We start from the raw sequence: 16,411 nt of genomic DNA, 5'->3' as shown, positions 1-16,411 counted from the left end.
GCGCTTCGAACGGGCGCGTCGTCTGCCTCGACCGAACCTTGCCTGCGCACTTGCTGCAAGGAGAAGCGGCTGCGCTATAGCGTCCGTGGACAAGGCTGTCACGATCGCGCGCGCGCGCTGGCCTCCTTGGAAAGTTCCGCAACGCTCTGTATGAGCGCGTTTTGGTACGATGGCGTATGGGGCACAGCCATTGCCGGGTGAAGACAAGGAAGACCAGATGCCCGAACACTCTACCGGCGCGCCGGTCCTGATGCCGCAGGTCGCGGCGCCGGGCGTGCCGGCCGCGCTCGAGCGGCGCAACATCCTGTTGCTGCAGGGGCTGATGGGACCGCTCTTTCGCAAGGTCGGGCAAGCGCTGCGGCGCGACGGGTACGGCGTCTACAAGGTCAATTTCAACGGCGGCGACCGGCTGTTCTGGCGCTTGCCGAACGGGATCGACTATCGCGGCACCCCGGCGGAATGGCCGGGGGCGCTCGAGCGGATTATCGCCGATCGCGGCATTACCGACGTCGTGCTGTTCGGCGACTGCCGCCCGCTGCACATCGCCGCGATCGCGCTGTGCCGCGATCTTCACATCCCGGTCCATGTCTTCGAAGAAGGCTATATCCGGCCCGATTGGGTGACGCTCGAACTCGGCGGGGTGAATGGCCATTCGACGCTGCCGCGCGATGCCGCCTGGTATCGCGCCGAGGCCGCGACGCTGCCGCCGGTACCGCCACAGCATCCCTTCCCCTCGTCGTTTCGCCGCCGCGCGGTGGAGGGCATTCTCTACAATCTCGCCGACGTGCTGACGCGCTGGCATTATCCGTTCTGGGAAAACCACCGCCCGTTCCATCCGGTGGTCGAGGGCATCGGCTGGGCCCGTCGATTGATGCGCCGCAAGGAAGCGCGCGAACGCGCCGATGCGGTCCTTGCCCGGCTCGCGGTGACGACCGAACCCTATATGGTGTTTCCGCTCCAGCTCGATTCGGATGCGCAGATCCGCTTCCATTCGTCGTTCGCGGGTGTCGCCGATGCGTTGCTGATGGTGATCACGTCGTTCGCCAGCCATGCGCCGAAGGATATGCGGCTGGTGGTGAAGGAGCATCCGCTCGACAATGGCGTGCGCGACTGGCGCGACGAGGCGATGATGCTGGCCGCGTTGCACGGCGTGGCGGACCGGATCGATTATCTCGAGATGGGCGACATCGTTCCCGTAACGCAGCGCTCGAAGGGAATGGTGACGATCAACAGCACCAGCGGCACGCTGGCGATCGCGCTCGATATTCCGGTGATCGCGCTGGGCCAGGCGGTTTACGACATCGAGGGCGTTACCTATCAGGGGCGGCTCGACGATTTCTGGCGCGATCCGGGCAAGCCCGATGCCGAAACCTTCGCGGCATTCCGGCGCGTGTTGATCGACCGCTGTCTGGTAGCCGGCGGATTCTTCTCGGACGAGGCGCTCGACAAGGTGATCGAGGGGGTCGTGGCAAGGCTCGAGGCGGCAAGTCCGTTGAAGGTTGCAATTCCACAGGTACGCAACCCGACCGTGCCAGCGACGGCCGTCTGGCAACCTCCCGAGATCGGCGATCAGCATCATCCGCGATAGCACCCGTTTGGCGGTCGTCGCCTAGGTGCTGCAACGCAGCAATCGCCGTTCTGAAAACCGAACTTAAGACTGTACCGGGAAAAAAAGCCTGCTAATGGCCGAGCGGCAGTTTTAGAGCGCGTGGCCTAAGGCGGGTAAGGGCGCGCGCGTTAAAATTGTTTGGGGGCATCGCGTCTGAGCGTTTGTCGGCGCAATGAAAGATTGAGAGGCGATTTATGAAAACCGTTGTCATAACAGGTATTTCGGGCCAAGATGGCGCGTATCTTGCACAAATGCTTCTGGCGAAGAATTATCGCGTCTATGGCACGTATCGCCGGACCAGTTCGGTCAACTTCTGGCGTATCGAAGAGCTTGGGATCCTCAATGATCCGAACCTTCATTTGGTCGAGCACGACCTAACCGATCTTTCCTCCTCGATCCGCTTGCTGCAGACATCCGAGGCGACCGAAGTCTATAACCTTGCAGCGCAGAGCTTCGTCGGCGTGTCGTTCGACCAGCCCGCGACGACCGCGGAGATTACCGGCATCGGCGCGCTCAACATGCTCGAAGCGATCCGCTGCGTGAACCCCAAGATCCGCTTCTACCAGGCGAGCACGTCCGAAATGTTCGGCAAGGTTCAGGCCGTGCCGCAAAAGGAAGACACGCCGTTCTGGCCGCGCAGCCCGTATGGCGTCGCGAAGCTCTACGCGCACTGGATCACGATCAACTACCGCGAGAGCTACGGCATCTTCGGCAGCAGCGGCATCCTGTTCAACCATGAGAGCCCGCTGCGCGGCCGCGAGTTCGTCACGCGCAAGATCACCGACACCGTCGCCAAGATCAAGCTCGGCAAGGCCGAAGTGCTCGAGCTCGGCAACATGGACGCCAAGCGCGACTGGGGTTTCGCCAAGGAATATGTCGAAGGCATGTACGCGATGCTGCAGGCCGACGAGCCCGATACGTTCGTGCTCGCAACCAACCGCACCGAGACCGTCCGCGATTTCGTGCGGATGGCGTTCAAGGCCGCCGATATCGATCTCGAGTTCCGTGGCGCCGACGACCATGAGACGGCCGTCGACGTCGCGACCGGCAAGGAAGTGGTTCGCGTCAATCCGAAATTCCATCGCCCGGCCGAGGTCGATCTGCTGATCGGCGACGCCAGCAAGGCCGAACGCGTGCTCGGCTGGAAGCCCAAGACGACGCTCGAAGAATTGTGCCGCCTGATGGTTGACGCCGATTTCCGACGGAATCAGCAAGGCGCGTCCTTTTGAGGGCTGATCCCTTTGTCAAACGTGCAGTTGCAGGCCGGCTTCCAAAGAAGCCGGCTGCACCTGTGGGTCATCGCAACGGTGTGAGCGCGCGTCTATGACGACCACCTTGGTCACTGGTATCGCTGGCTTTACCGGCAAATATATGGCGTCGCGCCTGCGCGCAGCCGGGCATGAGGTTCACGGACTCGTCCGGGAACCTGACCAGGCGGATTCGAGCGCTATCGGTGTACAGCACGCGTGCGACTTGCTCGACCATGAGTGTCTCGCGGCGGTAATTCGGGACATCCGTCCGGATTATGTGATTCATCTCGCAGGGATCGCTTTTGTCGCGCACGGTGATGTCGCCGAGATGTACCAGACCAATATTCTTGGTACCCGTTCCTTGTTGGAGGCGTGTGCCAATGTGGAGGCCCCCCCACGCGCGATTTTGATCGCGAGCAGTGCCAATGTCTACGGGAATGCCAGCGAGGGTACGTTGGTCGAGGACGCGCCCGCCCGCCCGGCCAACGACTACGCCGTGAGTAAGGTGGCAGTCGAAAATTTGGCGGCGATCTACGCCGCACGCTTGCCGATCATTGTTGCCCGCCCGTTCAACTATACGGGGGTCGGGCAGAGCGAAGACTTTTTAATTCCAAAGATTGTCAGCTACATAAAGCGGCGCGCGCAGACCATCGAGCTCGGCAATCTGGATGTCGCACGCGACTTTTCCGATGTTCGCGCGGTGACAGAGGCATATCTACGTCTGATTGAGACCCCTGCGGCGATCGGCGGTGTCTTTAACGTCTGCTCGGGCAAGGCGGTTTCCCTGCGCGAAGTCGTTAGGTTGGCTAGTGAGCTCGCTGAGCATGACATCGAAGTCGTGATCAACCCAGCCTTCGTCCGAGCCAATGAGGTGAAGCTGCTGCTCGGGTCGCGCGAGAAACTCGAAAGCGTGATTGGACCGCTTTCCATGCCGCCGTTGGAGGAAACTCTGCGTTGGATGATTGAGTCATAGAATGAGGGTGGGGATTACGGTTGACTCGCTCTCCCCTAGCCTGACCGGAATCGGGCGCTACACTTGGGAACTCTGCCAAGGGCTCGCACGTCATCCTGAGATCGACGATTTAGCGTATTTTCTTGGGGATCATTGGATTTCGCAGCCGTCGGGGCTCCTGACCGGGGATGCCCGGCGCAGCTCCCGTATGCCCAAGTTCCTCCGGCGATGGCGCGCCAGGCCGAACTTTCGAACGCGGCTCATCCATGGGACGAACTATTTCCTTCCGCCATTGGCTGAAACGGGAATTGTCACGGTCCATGATCTTTCGATTTACGTTCACCCGGAGACGCATCCGATCGAGCGTATCCGCGATTTCGAAAAGCAGTTTCAGCGGTCGCTCGACAAAGCGGCACACGTGCTGACGGACTCGGAGGCGACACGGCGCGATTTGATCGCGACCCTTTCGTATCCGGCGCACCAAGTGACTACGGTCCATCTCGGCGTATCGACCGCGTTTCGCCCCGTGTCGCGAACGGCGACCGAACCCGATTTGCGGCGCATCTTCGGTCGCGCGATCGGCAGTTACATTCTCTCGGTTGCGACATTCGAGCCGCGCAAGCGAATCGAAGCTGCGATCCTCGCTCATTCCCGCTTCTGCCGGCGAACGGGCAGCGAAATCCCGCTTGTGCTGGTCGGCGCGAAGGGCTGGAGCAACGAGCGTTTGCATGCGCTGATCGAGGACGAACAGCGGCAAGGCAGACTGATCGTGCTCGGCTTCGTCCAGGAGTGCGACCTTCCCACCCTCTATGCAGGGGCGAGCCTATTCCTCTACCCGTCGGTTTACGAAGGGTTCGGCTTGCCTCCGATCGAGGCAATGGCATGTGGCGTACCGACGATCGTGTCGAATCGTTCATGCCTGCCCGAGGTGACGCGAGGCGCCGCGATGATGGTCGATCCTGACGATCATGATGCCCTTAGCGCGGCGATCGAATCCGCTTTGTATGATGACATTTGGCGTGAGGGCGCTATACGGGCCGGGCTCGCGGTAGGGTCGCACTACAGCTGGGAACGCTGTGTTGAACGAACAGTAGACGTGTACCGCAAGGTCGGCAACGCGGTCGGTTAAAGGAACGTAATGACGTCTTCTCTGATGGGTCAGGTTGCCGGGATTTGTCGGCGGTTGGCGCTTACCTGCGCTGTTACGGTTCCATTGTCGGCATGTGCAATCATGTCTGCGGCTGGACCTTCGTCTCGAGCCGTGGGTCGTTCCGACGGTGCTGCCATCACGAACGCCGCCATCAAGATCATCGACGTGTCGGATGACGTTGCCCGCCGCATAATCGCGAGTCAGCACGAACACCTTTTTTCCGATGCGTTGGGCGACGGATATCCGGCTGGATCGATTATCGGTCGTGGCGACGTTTTGGACATTGGAATCTGGGAAGCGCCGCCGGCCGCCCTGTTCGGTGTCGCCGGCGGAGATGGCCGTTCGAGTTCGTCGAGTTCGACAGCACGGGGAACCACGCTTCCCGAACAAATGGTCAGCAGCGAGGGGCGGATCAACATTCCGTTTGCCGGGACAGTCGTTGCCGCCGGCAGAACGCCCTCGCAGATCGAGCGTGACATTGTCGGTCGATTGGCCGGTAAGGCGCATTTGCCACAGGTCATCGTCCGTCTGGTGCGGAACGCGAGTTCCAATGTTACGGTCGTGGGCGATGTCGCATCGAGCGCGCGGGTTCCCGTGACCGCAAAGGGCGAGCGATTGCTGGATGTCCTGGCGAGTGTCGGGGGCGTGAAGCAGCCCATCGGAAAAATGACGATCCAGATCACGCGCGGCCAGAAAATCGCGGCGATGTCACTCGCGAGGGTTATCCAGGATCCGCGGCAGAACATTCGTCTGCAGCCTGACGACGTCGTGACCGCTTTGTACCAGCCGTTCAGCTTTACGGCGTTGGGCGCAACCGGGCGGAACGAAGAGCTCGCCTTCGAAGGCACTGGCCTTACTTTGGCGCAGGCGCTTGGGCGCGTTGCCGGTATCCAGGATCAACGTGCGGACGTTAAGGGCGTGTTTCTCTTCCGGCTTGAGGATCCTGCGGCGCTTGATCCTGCGATGCGTGACGGCGCTCGCCTGACCCCCGAAGGCAAGGTTCCCGTCATCTATCGCGTGAACCTGAAGGATCCCGCGACCTTCTTCGTCGCACAGGGTTTTCCCATTCGGGACAAGGACGTGATCTACGTGTCGAACGCCCCGTTGGCTGACATTCAGAAGTTTGTAAGCGTGATATCGTCCACGATATTCCCGATTGCGACAATATCGACTGCAGTCCCGTGACCTAGGACGACGTCGATGCCCGGTTGCTCGACCGAACCAGTGTCGGGCGCGGCGCGCTGACCGTGGATCCCAAAACGATAGTGTTGGGGGATAAAATCCGCTGTTGAGCGTGGTAGAAATTTAACTTCGATCGCATCGTGATCGAGACGGAACGCGGAACACTATGCCAAATCCTATCCTTCAGCGCGTCGCGAAAATCGATCGGATCATGGTGGTCACCGTCGTAATTCCGACGGTGATCGCCCTTGTCTATTTTCTGCTGATTGCCTCCGACGTCTACGTCTCCGAATCGCGGTTTGTTGTTCGCAGTCCAGACAAGCCGGCTGCTACTGGCCTGGGTGTGTTGTTGAAATCCACAGGGTTCACCAATGGCGGCGATGAAATCTATGCAGCCGAAAGCTTCATACAGTCGCGGGATGCGTTGGTGGCGTTGAATCGGAACGGGGCCTACGCGAAGGCGTATAGTGACCCGGCGATTTCGTTCACCGATCGTTTCAACGGCTTTGGCTTGGGCGGCAGCTTTGAGGCGCTCTACAAGTATTATAAGGGCAAGATTACGATCGAACATGAAACGACAGCGTCAATCACGACGCTATCGGTGCGCGCCTACACTCCACGCGAAGCCTATGCAGTCAACGCGCAGCTTCTTAAGATGGCCGAGACCACCGTCAACCAGTTGAACGAGCGCGGTCGCCAGGATCTTATTCACTTCGCAAACGTAGAGGTCGATGAGGCGAAGGACAAAGCCCGAGCAGCAGCGTTGGCGCTTTCGGGATTTCGCAATAGTCAAGGTGTCCTCGATCCGGAGAAGCAGGCCACAGCGCAACTCCAAATGATTTCGAAGCTTCAGGACGAGGTTATTGCGGCACGCTCGGAACTGCTGCAATTGCGATCGTTCACGCCCCAAAATCCGCAGATCGAAGTGCTCGTCACTAAGGTCAAGGGTCTTGAAAACGAAATGCAAAACCAAGTGTCGATGGTGGCGGGCGGGCGAAAGTCCCTGTCGTCGACCGCGGCGCAATACCAGCGATTGGCGCTTGAGAGCCAGTTCGCCGACAAGCAGCTTTCCGCGGCGATGTCGTCCTTGCAGGACGCGTCGAACGAAGCGCGCCGGAAGCAAGCCTATCTCGAGCGTATCGTCGAGCCAAGCCTGCCGGATGAGGCATTGGAGCCACGTCGCTGGCGCGGTATCCTTTCGACCCTGGTCATGGGCCTGGTCGCTTGGGGAATCGTGTCGATGCTCCTCGCGGGCGTCCAAGAGCATAAGGATTGAGGCATGCCTACTGAAGGCGCCTTCGCATCTTTTGCTTCGGCATGGACCGTCCAGCGACGCGTTCTCGGTGCCCTTCTGCTCCGAGAGATCCTGACCCGCTATGGGCGGCATAATATCGGGTTTCTGTGGCTTTTCGTCGAACCGATGATCTTCACCCTCGGAGTGACCGCGCTTTGGTCAATCGCGGGTGCGTCGCATGGGACGGATCTGCCGATCGCCTCGTTCGCGCTGACTGGGTATTCCGCGGTCTTGTTGTGGCGGAATATGCCGTCACGGTGCATTGGCGCGGTTAAACCGAATCTTTCCTTGATGTTCCACCGACAGGTCAAGGTGTTGGACGTCCTGATTGCGAGGCTGATCTTGGAAGGGGCCGGCGCCACGATCTCGTTCGCTGTGCTGTCGGTGCTGTTCATATCCATCGATATGATTCAGCCCCCGGAAGACCTGCTCAAACTGATCGCGGGTTGGGCTGAATTGGCGTGGTTCGGTATGGCGTTGGCGCTCCTTTTGGCCGCCTGGGCGGAGCAGTCCGAACTCGTCGAGAAGCTTTGGCACCCTGCGGCATATCTTATCTTTCCGCTGTCAGGGGCGGCCTTCCTGGTCGATATTTTGCCGAAGGCAGCCCAGGATTTCGTGCTCTACATCCCGATGGTGCATTGTACCGAATTCATCCGCGACGGATATTTCGGGTCAAAGTTCCATGCCCATTACAACCCATGGTTTCCAATAATCGTTAATGCCATCATTACGGTGCTGGCGCTCGCGCAATTGCGCAAGGTCAGTCGGGAAGTTATTCCGGAATGATAACGCTCAACAACGTCACCAAATATTATCACACGCGACGCGGTCCGCGCAAAATTCTCGACTCGGTCGAACTCTCGATCGGGGCAGGCGACAAGATCGGAATTCTTGGGCGTAACGGTGCCGGCAAGTCGACACTGATACGGATCATCAGCGGCGCCGAACAGCCGACCAGCGGGACGATACATCGCGGGCTAAGCGCGTCGTGGCCGCTCGCCTATACCGGCGCGTTCCAGTCGGGCCTTACAGGTCTTGATAATATCCGCTTCATTTGCCGGATCTATGGTGTCGACGTCGAAAGCCGGATCGAGTTCGTTCAGCAATTTTCTGATCTTGGGGATTATCTGTACGAACCTATCGCGACCTACTCGTCTGGGATGCGCGCGCGGCTCGGCTTCGCGGTATCGATGAGTATCGAATTCGATTGTTTTTTGATCGACGAAGTGATTTCCGTCGGGGACTCACGATTTCATGAAAAATGCCGCATCGAGCTGTTCGAAAAACGCGCCGATCGGGCACTTGTGATCGTCTCGCACGATTCGGGCTACATTCGGGCGCATTGCAATCGAGCTGCGGTGCTACTTCGTGGGCAGCTCCATAATTTTGATGAGATGGACGAAGCGTTCGAATTTTACCAAAGGTCTATCGTCTGAACCTTGGAATGAGCCGGCATTTGCGCGACGCCGTGATCTGGCCGTTGATTCACCGGGTGTCGTCGATCGTGACGCCCTGGGGCCTGACTGCGGCACGCGTTCGCCGGTTGCGCCGGTCGGTGCGTCAGCGCGGCGCCATGACGTCAGCGACACGCATCTTTGTGGATGTGACGATGATCGCGCGTCACGACGCCAAGACCGGTATCCAGCGTGTCGTACGCTCGGTGTTTGACGCTATGCGCGATGGCGGTGGCGACCACATGGTACGGCCGGTTCGCTTCACGGCTGGCCGGTTCCGAGTGTCGGTTTGGCCAGACAAAGACGAGGGGCTGGGCGAGGTCATGGATCTTCGCTCAGACGATGTCTTCCTCGGCTTGGACTTGTCCTTCGATCCCATTCGGCGTGCGAAACGCGATCTGCTGCGTCAAAGGCGCGCCGGAGCGCGCATATGGTTCGTCGTCTACGACCTGCTGCCGCTCCGCGTCCCGGAATTCTTTTCAGCAAAAGTAGCGGCCAGGTTCCGCTGGTGGCTCGGCGCTACGGCCGAAATCGCCGATGGTTATGCTTGTATCTCGAGCACCACTGCCGACGAGCTGGCGCTTACCTTAAGAGAGCGGCTCGGGCTCGTCGACGAACCTGTCGTAGCGACAATCCCGATGGGGTTTGGGAGATTTCCCCAAGCTTCGGTCGACGATCGCGTTGCTCGGGCGGTAGCCGGGCGCGACCGCGCGATGGTGTTGGCTGTGGGGACGATCGAGCCTCGAAAAGGGTATGACGAGGTCCTCGACGCATTCGAGGTGCTCTGGGCCGACGGATGTGACGCGGCGCTGACGATCGTGGGGAGCCCAGGCTGGAAAACGGACGCACTGCAGAGCCGGATCTGCAAGCATCGCGAGTATGGCGATCGGCTGATCTGGGAGAGGGCGCTGGACGATTCGCGGCTTGGCAGCTTGTACGCGAGCGCGCAGATGCTCCTTCTTTCGTCGCATGGCGAAGGGTTCGGCCTTCCGATCCTGGAGGCCGTGGCGCATGGCTGTCCGGTGCTTGCGCGAGACATTCCGATCTTTCAGGCAAGCAGGCATCTTGGCATTCGCTATTTCGCACGCGATGCGGATGCACGACAGCTTGCAGACGCCATCGCGACGATGTTGCGCCCGGGGCAGGTTCAGGCCGCCGGATTGACACAGGCCCTTCCCGATTGGCGGGATACGGCAGCAGCGTTACTCGCGCTGATCGCCGCCGACACGAAAGCGTGGCCAAGCTGAGCGGCTTGTGGGCGGAGCGCGCGGTGGTATCGCTCGCCTTCTGTTCAACGCCGCAGAGAACGCGATCAGGATCGGGGCGGCGCAACAGTCTGTAAACGCACCGATACCGGGTTGATGAGGCGATTGTCGTGCGTTTTCGACGAAAGGGAATTGCTGTCGGGAAACCGCTTCCTTGCCTTGTGCCGCCGGATGTCCTCGGCTACGGGGTGCCGATCTATGGGGTGGAGCTACTAATGCGTAAAATTCCGGTATACGAGCCCGATCTCACCGGTAACGAGATCAAGTATGCAACGGACGCCCTGACCAGCGGCTGGATCAGCAGTTTGGGACAGTACATCGATCGCTTCGAGGCGGCGCTTGCGCAATCGGTCGAGACCGACCACGCCATCGCTCTCTCGAATGGAACGGTCGCGCTGCACCTCGCACTGCATTGTCTCGGGATCGGTCCTGGCGACGAGGTGATCGTTCCGACGTTCACATACATCGCCTCGGTCAACACCATCGCCCAGACCGGTGCCACGCCGGTATTCGCCGATGTTCGGGCCAGTGACTGGTTGCTCGACATTAACGATATTGAGCATCGCATCACCCCGCGGACTAAGGCGATCATGCCCGTCCACCTGTACGGGGCCGTCTGCGATCCAGCCATTAACGACTTGGCCCGACGGCACGGCCTGTACGTGATCGAAGACTGTGCCGAGGCGCTGGGGAGTTCGATTAACGGTCGCCCGGTCGGGAAGGACGCGGATGTTGCGACATTCTCGTTTTTCGGAAACAAGACGATCACTACCGGAGAAGGTGGCGCGGTCACCGCGAGCGATCCCGCGCTTGCGTCGCGGATGCGCAAGGTAAAGGGGCAAGGTCAGTCTCTGACGAAGCGCTACTGGCACGATGAAATCGGCTTCAATTACCGCATGACCAATATCTGTGCGGCGATCGGCGTGGCGCAGTTCGAGCGCTTGCCGAACATTCTGGAAAAGAAGCGCGCCATCGCCAAGGTATACCGCGAACAGTTGAAGGACTCGGGGCTGACGTTCCAAGTGCCGTTGGAGGGCGTGGTAAGCAGTGAGTGGCTGGTTTCGCTGCTCCTGCCGGTGGGTCTCGACCGGGACCAAGTCATGGCGGAAATGTCGAGCCTCGGTTTCGATACGCGTCCAGTCTTTTATTGCGCGCACCACATGCCGATGTACGCGTCGCCAGAAAAGTTTCCGGTGTCGGAAGATATCGCGATGCGCGGTATTTCGCTGCCGTCATATCCGACATTGGAAGAGTCGGACGTCGTGCGCATTTGTGCCGCGTTGCGGACGGTGACGGAAAGCGGCGCCGGCCAGGCTTCAAAGACTTCGCTGTCGGAAGCCCGCTAGATGGCAAGCGGCGCAAAGCCACTCAAGGTCGCGATCCTGCTCCCGGCTGTCGTGGGGATTTCGATCCTCGCCCGCGCGCGCAACCTCGCGCATTTGCTGCTGGCCGCCCGCGGTGCTGGTGGCGAGTCGGTCACGATCGTCATCGGTGTGCCCGGTGTCGAGTCGCGGGAGCGTCGCGCGTCGGAAGCGTATCTGAAGCGTGATCATCCTGACATCGTGACTCGCCCGCTGCTGTGGGAACCTGTTCCCGTGTCGAACGCGAAGCGGATGTTTTTGAGCGTTGACGAGCGGTTGGACCTGGAAGGGATCGAGACGGTTGCAGTTCCTCGCGACTGGGGATGGAATTACACGGATTGCGACGCGTGGATCGTGCTGGCCGATGCCGGCGTCGGCCCGATTCTGCCGCTGCGCCCTACGGCGTATATTTGTCGCGATCTCGCCGCTCGCTTGGTTCCGTCGGCATATGCGGCGAATATTCACGACTCCTATTGGGTAAGGCAAACGGGGGCGTTCAGGCTGTGGCGTCAGGCGGCGTTTGTCGCGACGAGTGATCCGGATACGATCGATGACCTGATTGGCTATGCCGGCATTAGGCCGGAAAAGACGATGCAAATTCCAAGCTTGCTCGTCCCCTCGTTCATTCCCGTCCTGCCTGAAAATCCGGTCGCCGATGCGCCAACGATCTGTTGGTGGCTCGAGCCGTCCGATCTTCACGATATCGAGATGGCTGTTAACGGTATCCGGCTCTATTGGGACGAGGGGGGAGCGATGGACGTCGTCATCGCGACCGAGACTCCCGAAGACGCTTTCCACGCGCGGATCGCGGAGATGTCGATCAGTGCGACGAACAAGGCGTTCCTTGCCGATTTGCAAATCCAGCATGTGTGGTCGGATGAGATCTTCGGCCGCGTGCTATCTCGATCGGCGGCTTTGCTCTCGACGCTCCTGGCTGGCGGCGATGGCGAGGCTGCGACGATTGCGGCACGAAATGGGATGCATTTTGTCGGGCTCGACTATCGCGTGAATCGCGGACGCGCGGAAGATGCAGCTACGAATACGACTTTGTACGCGGAGTCGTCACCGATCGACATCGCTGAAGCGCTTCAAGCCGCGGAGGCGCGGGTTTTGCCAAAGCGCACGCTCCCACCGGCGCAGGCGTTGGATCGTAACGCGATGCAGGACGGTGGTTTCATGATCGACCGCCTCTTGGAGGTTGGTTTTGCGTAACGATCAGCGAATTCCAATTGGAATTTGGAGCGAGCTGGGGCCTGGGTCCCGATGGGCAAATGAAGGGGTTTCGCGCGTCTTCGGATTTATCATCGAAGGTGCGGCTAAATCCGGAATCTATATATTCCACATCGTTGTACAGCGGGGATTAGCTCCGGCGGTGCGCGAGGATCTGCGCACGTTGAACGCAGTGGAGGGACGCGATTGGCTTGTTCATGAGCCATCGCGCCGAAGCGAGCTGAAATATGGCGATCGTTCAACGATCGTTGCTCTCCCGGAATCGGAGCGGCCGCTGGCGATCGCGGCCGAGTTTGCGAACGATTCGGTTCGAGTTGATGGGTGGGTTGTCAGCTTTCCCCATTTTGCAGGCTGCCTCCGCCTCACTCAACCCAAGGCGGCGCTGATGCCAGACGCTTTGCCTTATGATTTTCCGCTGGGTTGGGGCGGCGATGTATATTGGGGTGAAACCGGAGGCTGGATCAACTGGCGGAAAACGGCCACGCGCGTTCTGGCGCAATGTGACGCGGTTATCACCTTCTCGCGGCACGTCTCAGAACGACATGCAACGCCTCTGCTTGGGGTAGATCCCGCTAAAATCCATGTCGTTCCGCTCGCTCCGCCAGACTTGGCGTCGATTCTTCCGTTCGTGAAGAAGCGCCGGCGGACCCAGGAGACCCGGGCCATTGCAGCCGAAATCCTCCGCGAGGGAATGGCGAATCGGGACAATGCATATCTTCGGGCATTTCCGTTCGAGCATGTGCGCTTCGTCGTTACCGCGACGCAGGACCGTCCAACCAAGAATCTTGGATTGGTTGCCATCGCCATGCGGCGCTTGGTTCGAGATCGGCGTGAGAACATAAAGCTGTTCTTGACTGCGCCGGTCCATTTCGGCGCAGATTGGACGCTATTGCCGGGGCTGATCGAGCGCGAGCAGTTCCACCATGATCTGGTTTCGATGACCGACGTGTCTCGCGAGGTTCACGCGGCGCTGTTCCATTGTGCAACCGTATCGGTTCATGCCAGCTTTTTTGAGGGTATTGTCGGCGCTCTGCCATTCTACGAATCGGTCAGCGTCGGTACGCCATGTGTCATGGCGCGCGGCCCCCATGTTGACGAGCTCCTCGAAATCGAGCCAGATTTGGCCCAGTTCACGTATGATCCCTATGATGCCGACGCGCTCGGTAACCTTATCCTAGCGGTCGAGTCTGACCGCGAGGGCGCGGCCGATGTCCAGCGGGAGGCGTACCAGCGGTTGAGCAGAAATGGTTGGGACGATGTCGCAAACGCCTATGCGCAAGCGGCGCTTGCGGGTTCGGACAGGTCAATGCCGCGGGTCGCTCGAAAGTGAAGCAGGGGCAAATGCAACACTCGAAAGATCTGCGGATGGCCCGAATCCCCGTCGGGATATGGGCCCAATGGCCAGACGGCGCGCGCTGGTCAAACGAAGGCATGACCCGGCTTCTGGGCTTTCTCATCGAAGGAATTGCAGAAAGCCAGAATTACGTCTTTCGCGTCGTGCTGCCGAATTCGATTCGGCAGGCTGCGGAGCGCGACCTCGCGACCTTGCGAGCAACGCCAGGGCTTGATTACACGGTGCACTCGCCTGCCGATGCGGGGCTCGGCGCGCAGGGTATCGAAGCGCTGGCGAAGTTCGCTGACGCCCATGTCGACGTTGTCGGTTGGCTCTCCATATTCCCGACGTTTACCGCGGCTAAGTATTTGTCGGCGCCCGTCACGACGATCTTTCCAGATGCGATACCGACCGTCTTTCACGAGTTCAGTGACCTCGCGTGGGGCCCGAACGGCAACCATGTCGTATGGCGTGACCATGTGGGCGAAATGCTCGGTCGTGTCGCCAAGGTCGTGACCTTCTCCAACCACGTCGCCGAAACGCAAGCGCACGGCCTGTTTGGTGTGGATCGTGCGAAGATCCGTGTCGTGCCGCACGCTTCGCCCGATCTGAAAGATGACCTGCCTTTCGTCGAAGATCGCAAGAAGACGCCGGCCTCGGTCGCGCGAGCGGCGGATATGCTCCGGGCCTATTGTCGTGAGCGGGGCGCCGCGTATTTCTATGATTTTCCGTTTGAAAGCGTGCCGTATATCGCGGTTTCGACGCAAGATCGCGTGACCAAGAACCTTATTTCGGTAGCCTTGGCGCTCGAGCAAATGGTACGCCGCGACCGGATCTCGATGAAGGTGATCACAACGGCCCCGCTCCATTTTGGCGCCCAGTGGACTCCTTTGCCAGGGATGCTCGAAGCCCATCAGAGCCAATTCGACTTTTTGTCGATCCCTGATCTCCCGCGTGATGTTCATGCTGCTTTCTATCACTGCGCGACGGTTGCGGTTCATCCGTCCTTCTTCGAAGGCGGACATGCGCCATTTCCCTTTTACGAGGCCGTAAGCGTCGGTACCCCGTGCATTGTCGCACGTGGACCGCATGTCCTCGAGATTTGCGAAAAGTATCCGGCACTGGCGGATTTCACGTTCGATCCAAGCGATCATCACGCGATGACTGCGCTTATCAAGGAGATCGCCGCGGATCCGGAAAAGGCCATTGGCGCACAGGCGGCGCTCTATCAGAAAATGAGCTCTCGAACCTGGGGCGCGGTCGCGACGGGCTATGCGATGGCCGCGACAGAACATATGAATTCGCATTCTGACGTGTAAGGCCGCTTTGGCCGTGAGAAAAGTCTGGTGGGTTCCGATATGAGCGCAGAGTTTGAGGTTCTGAACGCGGCGATCGAATCGGTCCGTCTCGAGGCGCAGGCGATCGCGCAGAAGGTCGACAAGATTGGCGAATTGGTCGCGCAATTGGCTCGCCGTCAAATGATCTATCTCGACGATCGGCTCGTCGCGGTTCGCTCGGACTTGGGTTGGATCGTTATTCCTCAAGAAGAGCAGTGGCTGCTGATCCACTTTGCGAACGGCACAGGTTTGCATGAACCAGGTACAATCCGTGTCTTGCAGACGCTGATCCGCCACGGCGATACCGTCGTTGATGTCGGCGCGCATATCGGTCTGTTGTCGTTGCCGATGGCAACCTCGGTCGGCCCGTCCGGCACGGTGATCCTATTGGAACCGGCGCCCCGGTCAGCCGAATGCCTTCGGCGATCGATTGCGAGCAACGGTCTTGATGCGCGCGCAAGAGTAATCGAGGCCGCAGCATCGGACGAAGACGGCCTGGTCGAATATTTTCCGGGCGTGAACAGCATGATGGGGACGCTTGTTCCGGGGGAACCGGGCGGTACGCCGCATAACGTTAAGTCGGTTTCCCTCGATCATCTTCTGCCGCCGGAAATGGTCGTAAATCTTGTGAAAATCGACGCAGAAGGGTATGAAATAAAGGTACTGCGCGGGATGACGCGCGTGGTGGCAGAGAATAGAGATATCTTTGTGATCGCAGAATTTGGTCCGTACCATCTGGAAAAGTTCGGAATAGATATTAACGCGTGGTTCAACGCTTTTTTCAAGCTTGGCCTTCGCCAGTTTCTCAAGATCGACGAGGCTACCGGCCGGTGCGTCAAGGCGACGATCGACCAGATTGTCGCAGGCATCGCCACAGCGGGCAGCCCATCGTGCAATCTTATTTTCTTTAGGGCCTCGAACCGAAGGCGAAAGCTATTGGCGTCGTTGATAGATTCGAGCGAGGGTTGAGCAACATGAATATAGCGGAACTAGA

Annotated in this window: 14 protein-coding genes; all 14 read left to right on the top strand. The window is 59.6% G+C overall.

Annotation, left to right across the window (positions count from 1 at the left end):
* The first annotated feature begins 217 nt into the window (after positions 1-217).
* Positions 218-1,588 (top strand): capsule biosynthesis protein, encoded by a 1,371-nt coding sequence (locus tag E2E30_RS14585; RefSeq protein ID WP_240698952.1) that lies wholly within the window; start codon positions 218-220, stop codon positions 1,586-1,588.
* A gap of 215 nt (positions 1,589-1,803) precedes the next feature.
* The gene (gene gmd, locus E2E30_RS14580; RefSeq protein ID WP_133190968.1) at positions 1,804-2,838 is read left to right on the top strand and encodes a GDP-mannose 4,6-dehydratase; all 1,035 of its coding nucleotides are present in this window, start codon (positions 1,804-1,806) and stop codon (positions 2,836-2,838) included.
* Between the two features lie 94 nt (positions 2,839-2,932).
* Positions 2,933-3,832, top strand: a complete 900-nt coding sequence (locus E2E30_RS14575; protein WP_133190966.1) for a GDP-mannose 4,6-dehydratase — start codon at positions 2,933-2,935, stop codon at positions 3,830-3,832.
* A gap of 1 nt (position 3,833) precedes the next feature.
* Positions 3,834-4,940, top strand: coding sequence for a glycosyltransferase family 4 protein (locus tag E2E30_RS14570; RefSeq protein WP_133190964.1), 1,107 nt, complete (start codon positions 3,834-3,836; stop codon positions 4,938-4,940).
* A gap of 132 nt (positions 4,941-5,072) precedes the next feature.
* Positions 5,073-6,146 (top strand): polysaccharide biosynthesis/export family protein, encoded by a 1,074-nt coding sequence (locus E2E30_RS14565; protein WP_240698951.1) that lies wholly within the window; start codon positions 5,073-5,075, stop codon positions 6,144-6,146.
* 163 nt (positions 6,147-6,309) lie between these two features.
* The gene (locus E2E30_RS14560) at positions 6,310-7,419 is read left to right on the top strand and encodes a hypothetical protein (RefSeq protein ID WP_133190962.1); all 1,110 of its coding nucleotides are present in this window, start codon (positions 6,310-6,312) and stop codon (positions 7,417-7,419) included.
* Between the two features lie 3 nt (positions 7,420-7,422).
* Entirely contained in the window at positions 7,423-8,223 is an 801-nt protein-coding gene (locus E2E30_RS14555; RefSeq protein ID WP_133190960.1) for an ABC transporter permease, read from the top strand.
* Entirely contained in the window at positions 8,220-8,873 is a 654-nt protein-coding gene (locus tag E2E30_RS14550; RefSeq protein ID WP_133190958.1) for an ABC transporter ATP-binding protein, read from the top strand. The genes E2E30_RS14555 and E2E30_RS14550 overlap by 4 nt, the downstream gene beginning before the upstream one ends.
* Before the next feature lie 8 nt (positions 8,874-8,881).
* A complete protein-coding gene (locus E2E30_RS14545) occupies positions 8,882-10,138 on the top strand; it encodes a glycosyltransferase family 4 protein (protein ID WP_133190956.1) in 1,257 nt (418 codons plus the stop codon).
* A 233-nt stretch (positions 10,139-10,371) separates the two neighbouring features.
* Positions 10,372-11,502 carry a DegT/DnrJ/EryC1/StrS family aminotransferase gene (locus tag E2E30_RS14540; RefSeq protein ID WP_133190954.1) on the top strand — a complete coding sequence of 377 codons (1,131 nt, stop codon included), beginning with the start codon at positions 10,372-10,374 and terminating at the stop codon, positions 11,500-11,502.
* The gene (locus tag E2E30_RS14535) at positions 11,503-12,729 is read left to right on the top strand and encodes a hypothetical protein (protein WP_133190952.1); all 1,227 of its coding nucleotides are present in this window, start codon (positions 11,503-11,505) and stop codon (positions 12,727-12,729) included.
* Positions 12,722-14,077 carry a hypothetical protein gene (locus E2E30_RS14530; protein ID WP_133190950.1) on the top strand — a complete coding sequence of 452 codons (1,356 nt, stop codon included), beginning with the start codon at positions 12,722-12,724 and terminating at the stop codon, positions 14,075-14,077. Before E2E30_RS14535 ends, E2E30_RS14530 begins: the two co-directional genes overlap by 8 nt.
* A 35-nt stretch (positions 14,078-14,112) precedes the next feature.
* Positions 14,113-15,399, top strand: coding sequence for a glycosyltransferase (locus E2E30_RS14525; RefSeq protein ID WP_165954534.1), 1,287 nt, complete (start codon positions 14,113-14,115; stop codon positions 15,397-15,399).
* A 39-nt stretch (positions 15,400-15,438) separates the two neighbouring features.
* Entirely contained in the window at positions 15,439-16,386 is a 948-nt protein-coding gene (locus tag E2E30_RS14520; RefSeq protein WP_133190946.1) for an FkbM family methyltransferase, read from the top strand.
* Positions 16,387-16,411: the final 25 nt, after the last annotated feature.

Source organism: Sphingomonas sp. AAP5 (assembly GCF_004354345.1).
Classification (GTDB): domain Bacteria; phylum Pseudomonadota; class Alphaproteobacteria; order Sphingomonadales; family Sphingomonadaceae; genus Sphingomonas; species Sphingomonas glacialis.
Note: the sequence above shows the minus strand (reverse complement) of the source record. Positions and strands in the feature narration are given on the sequence as shown.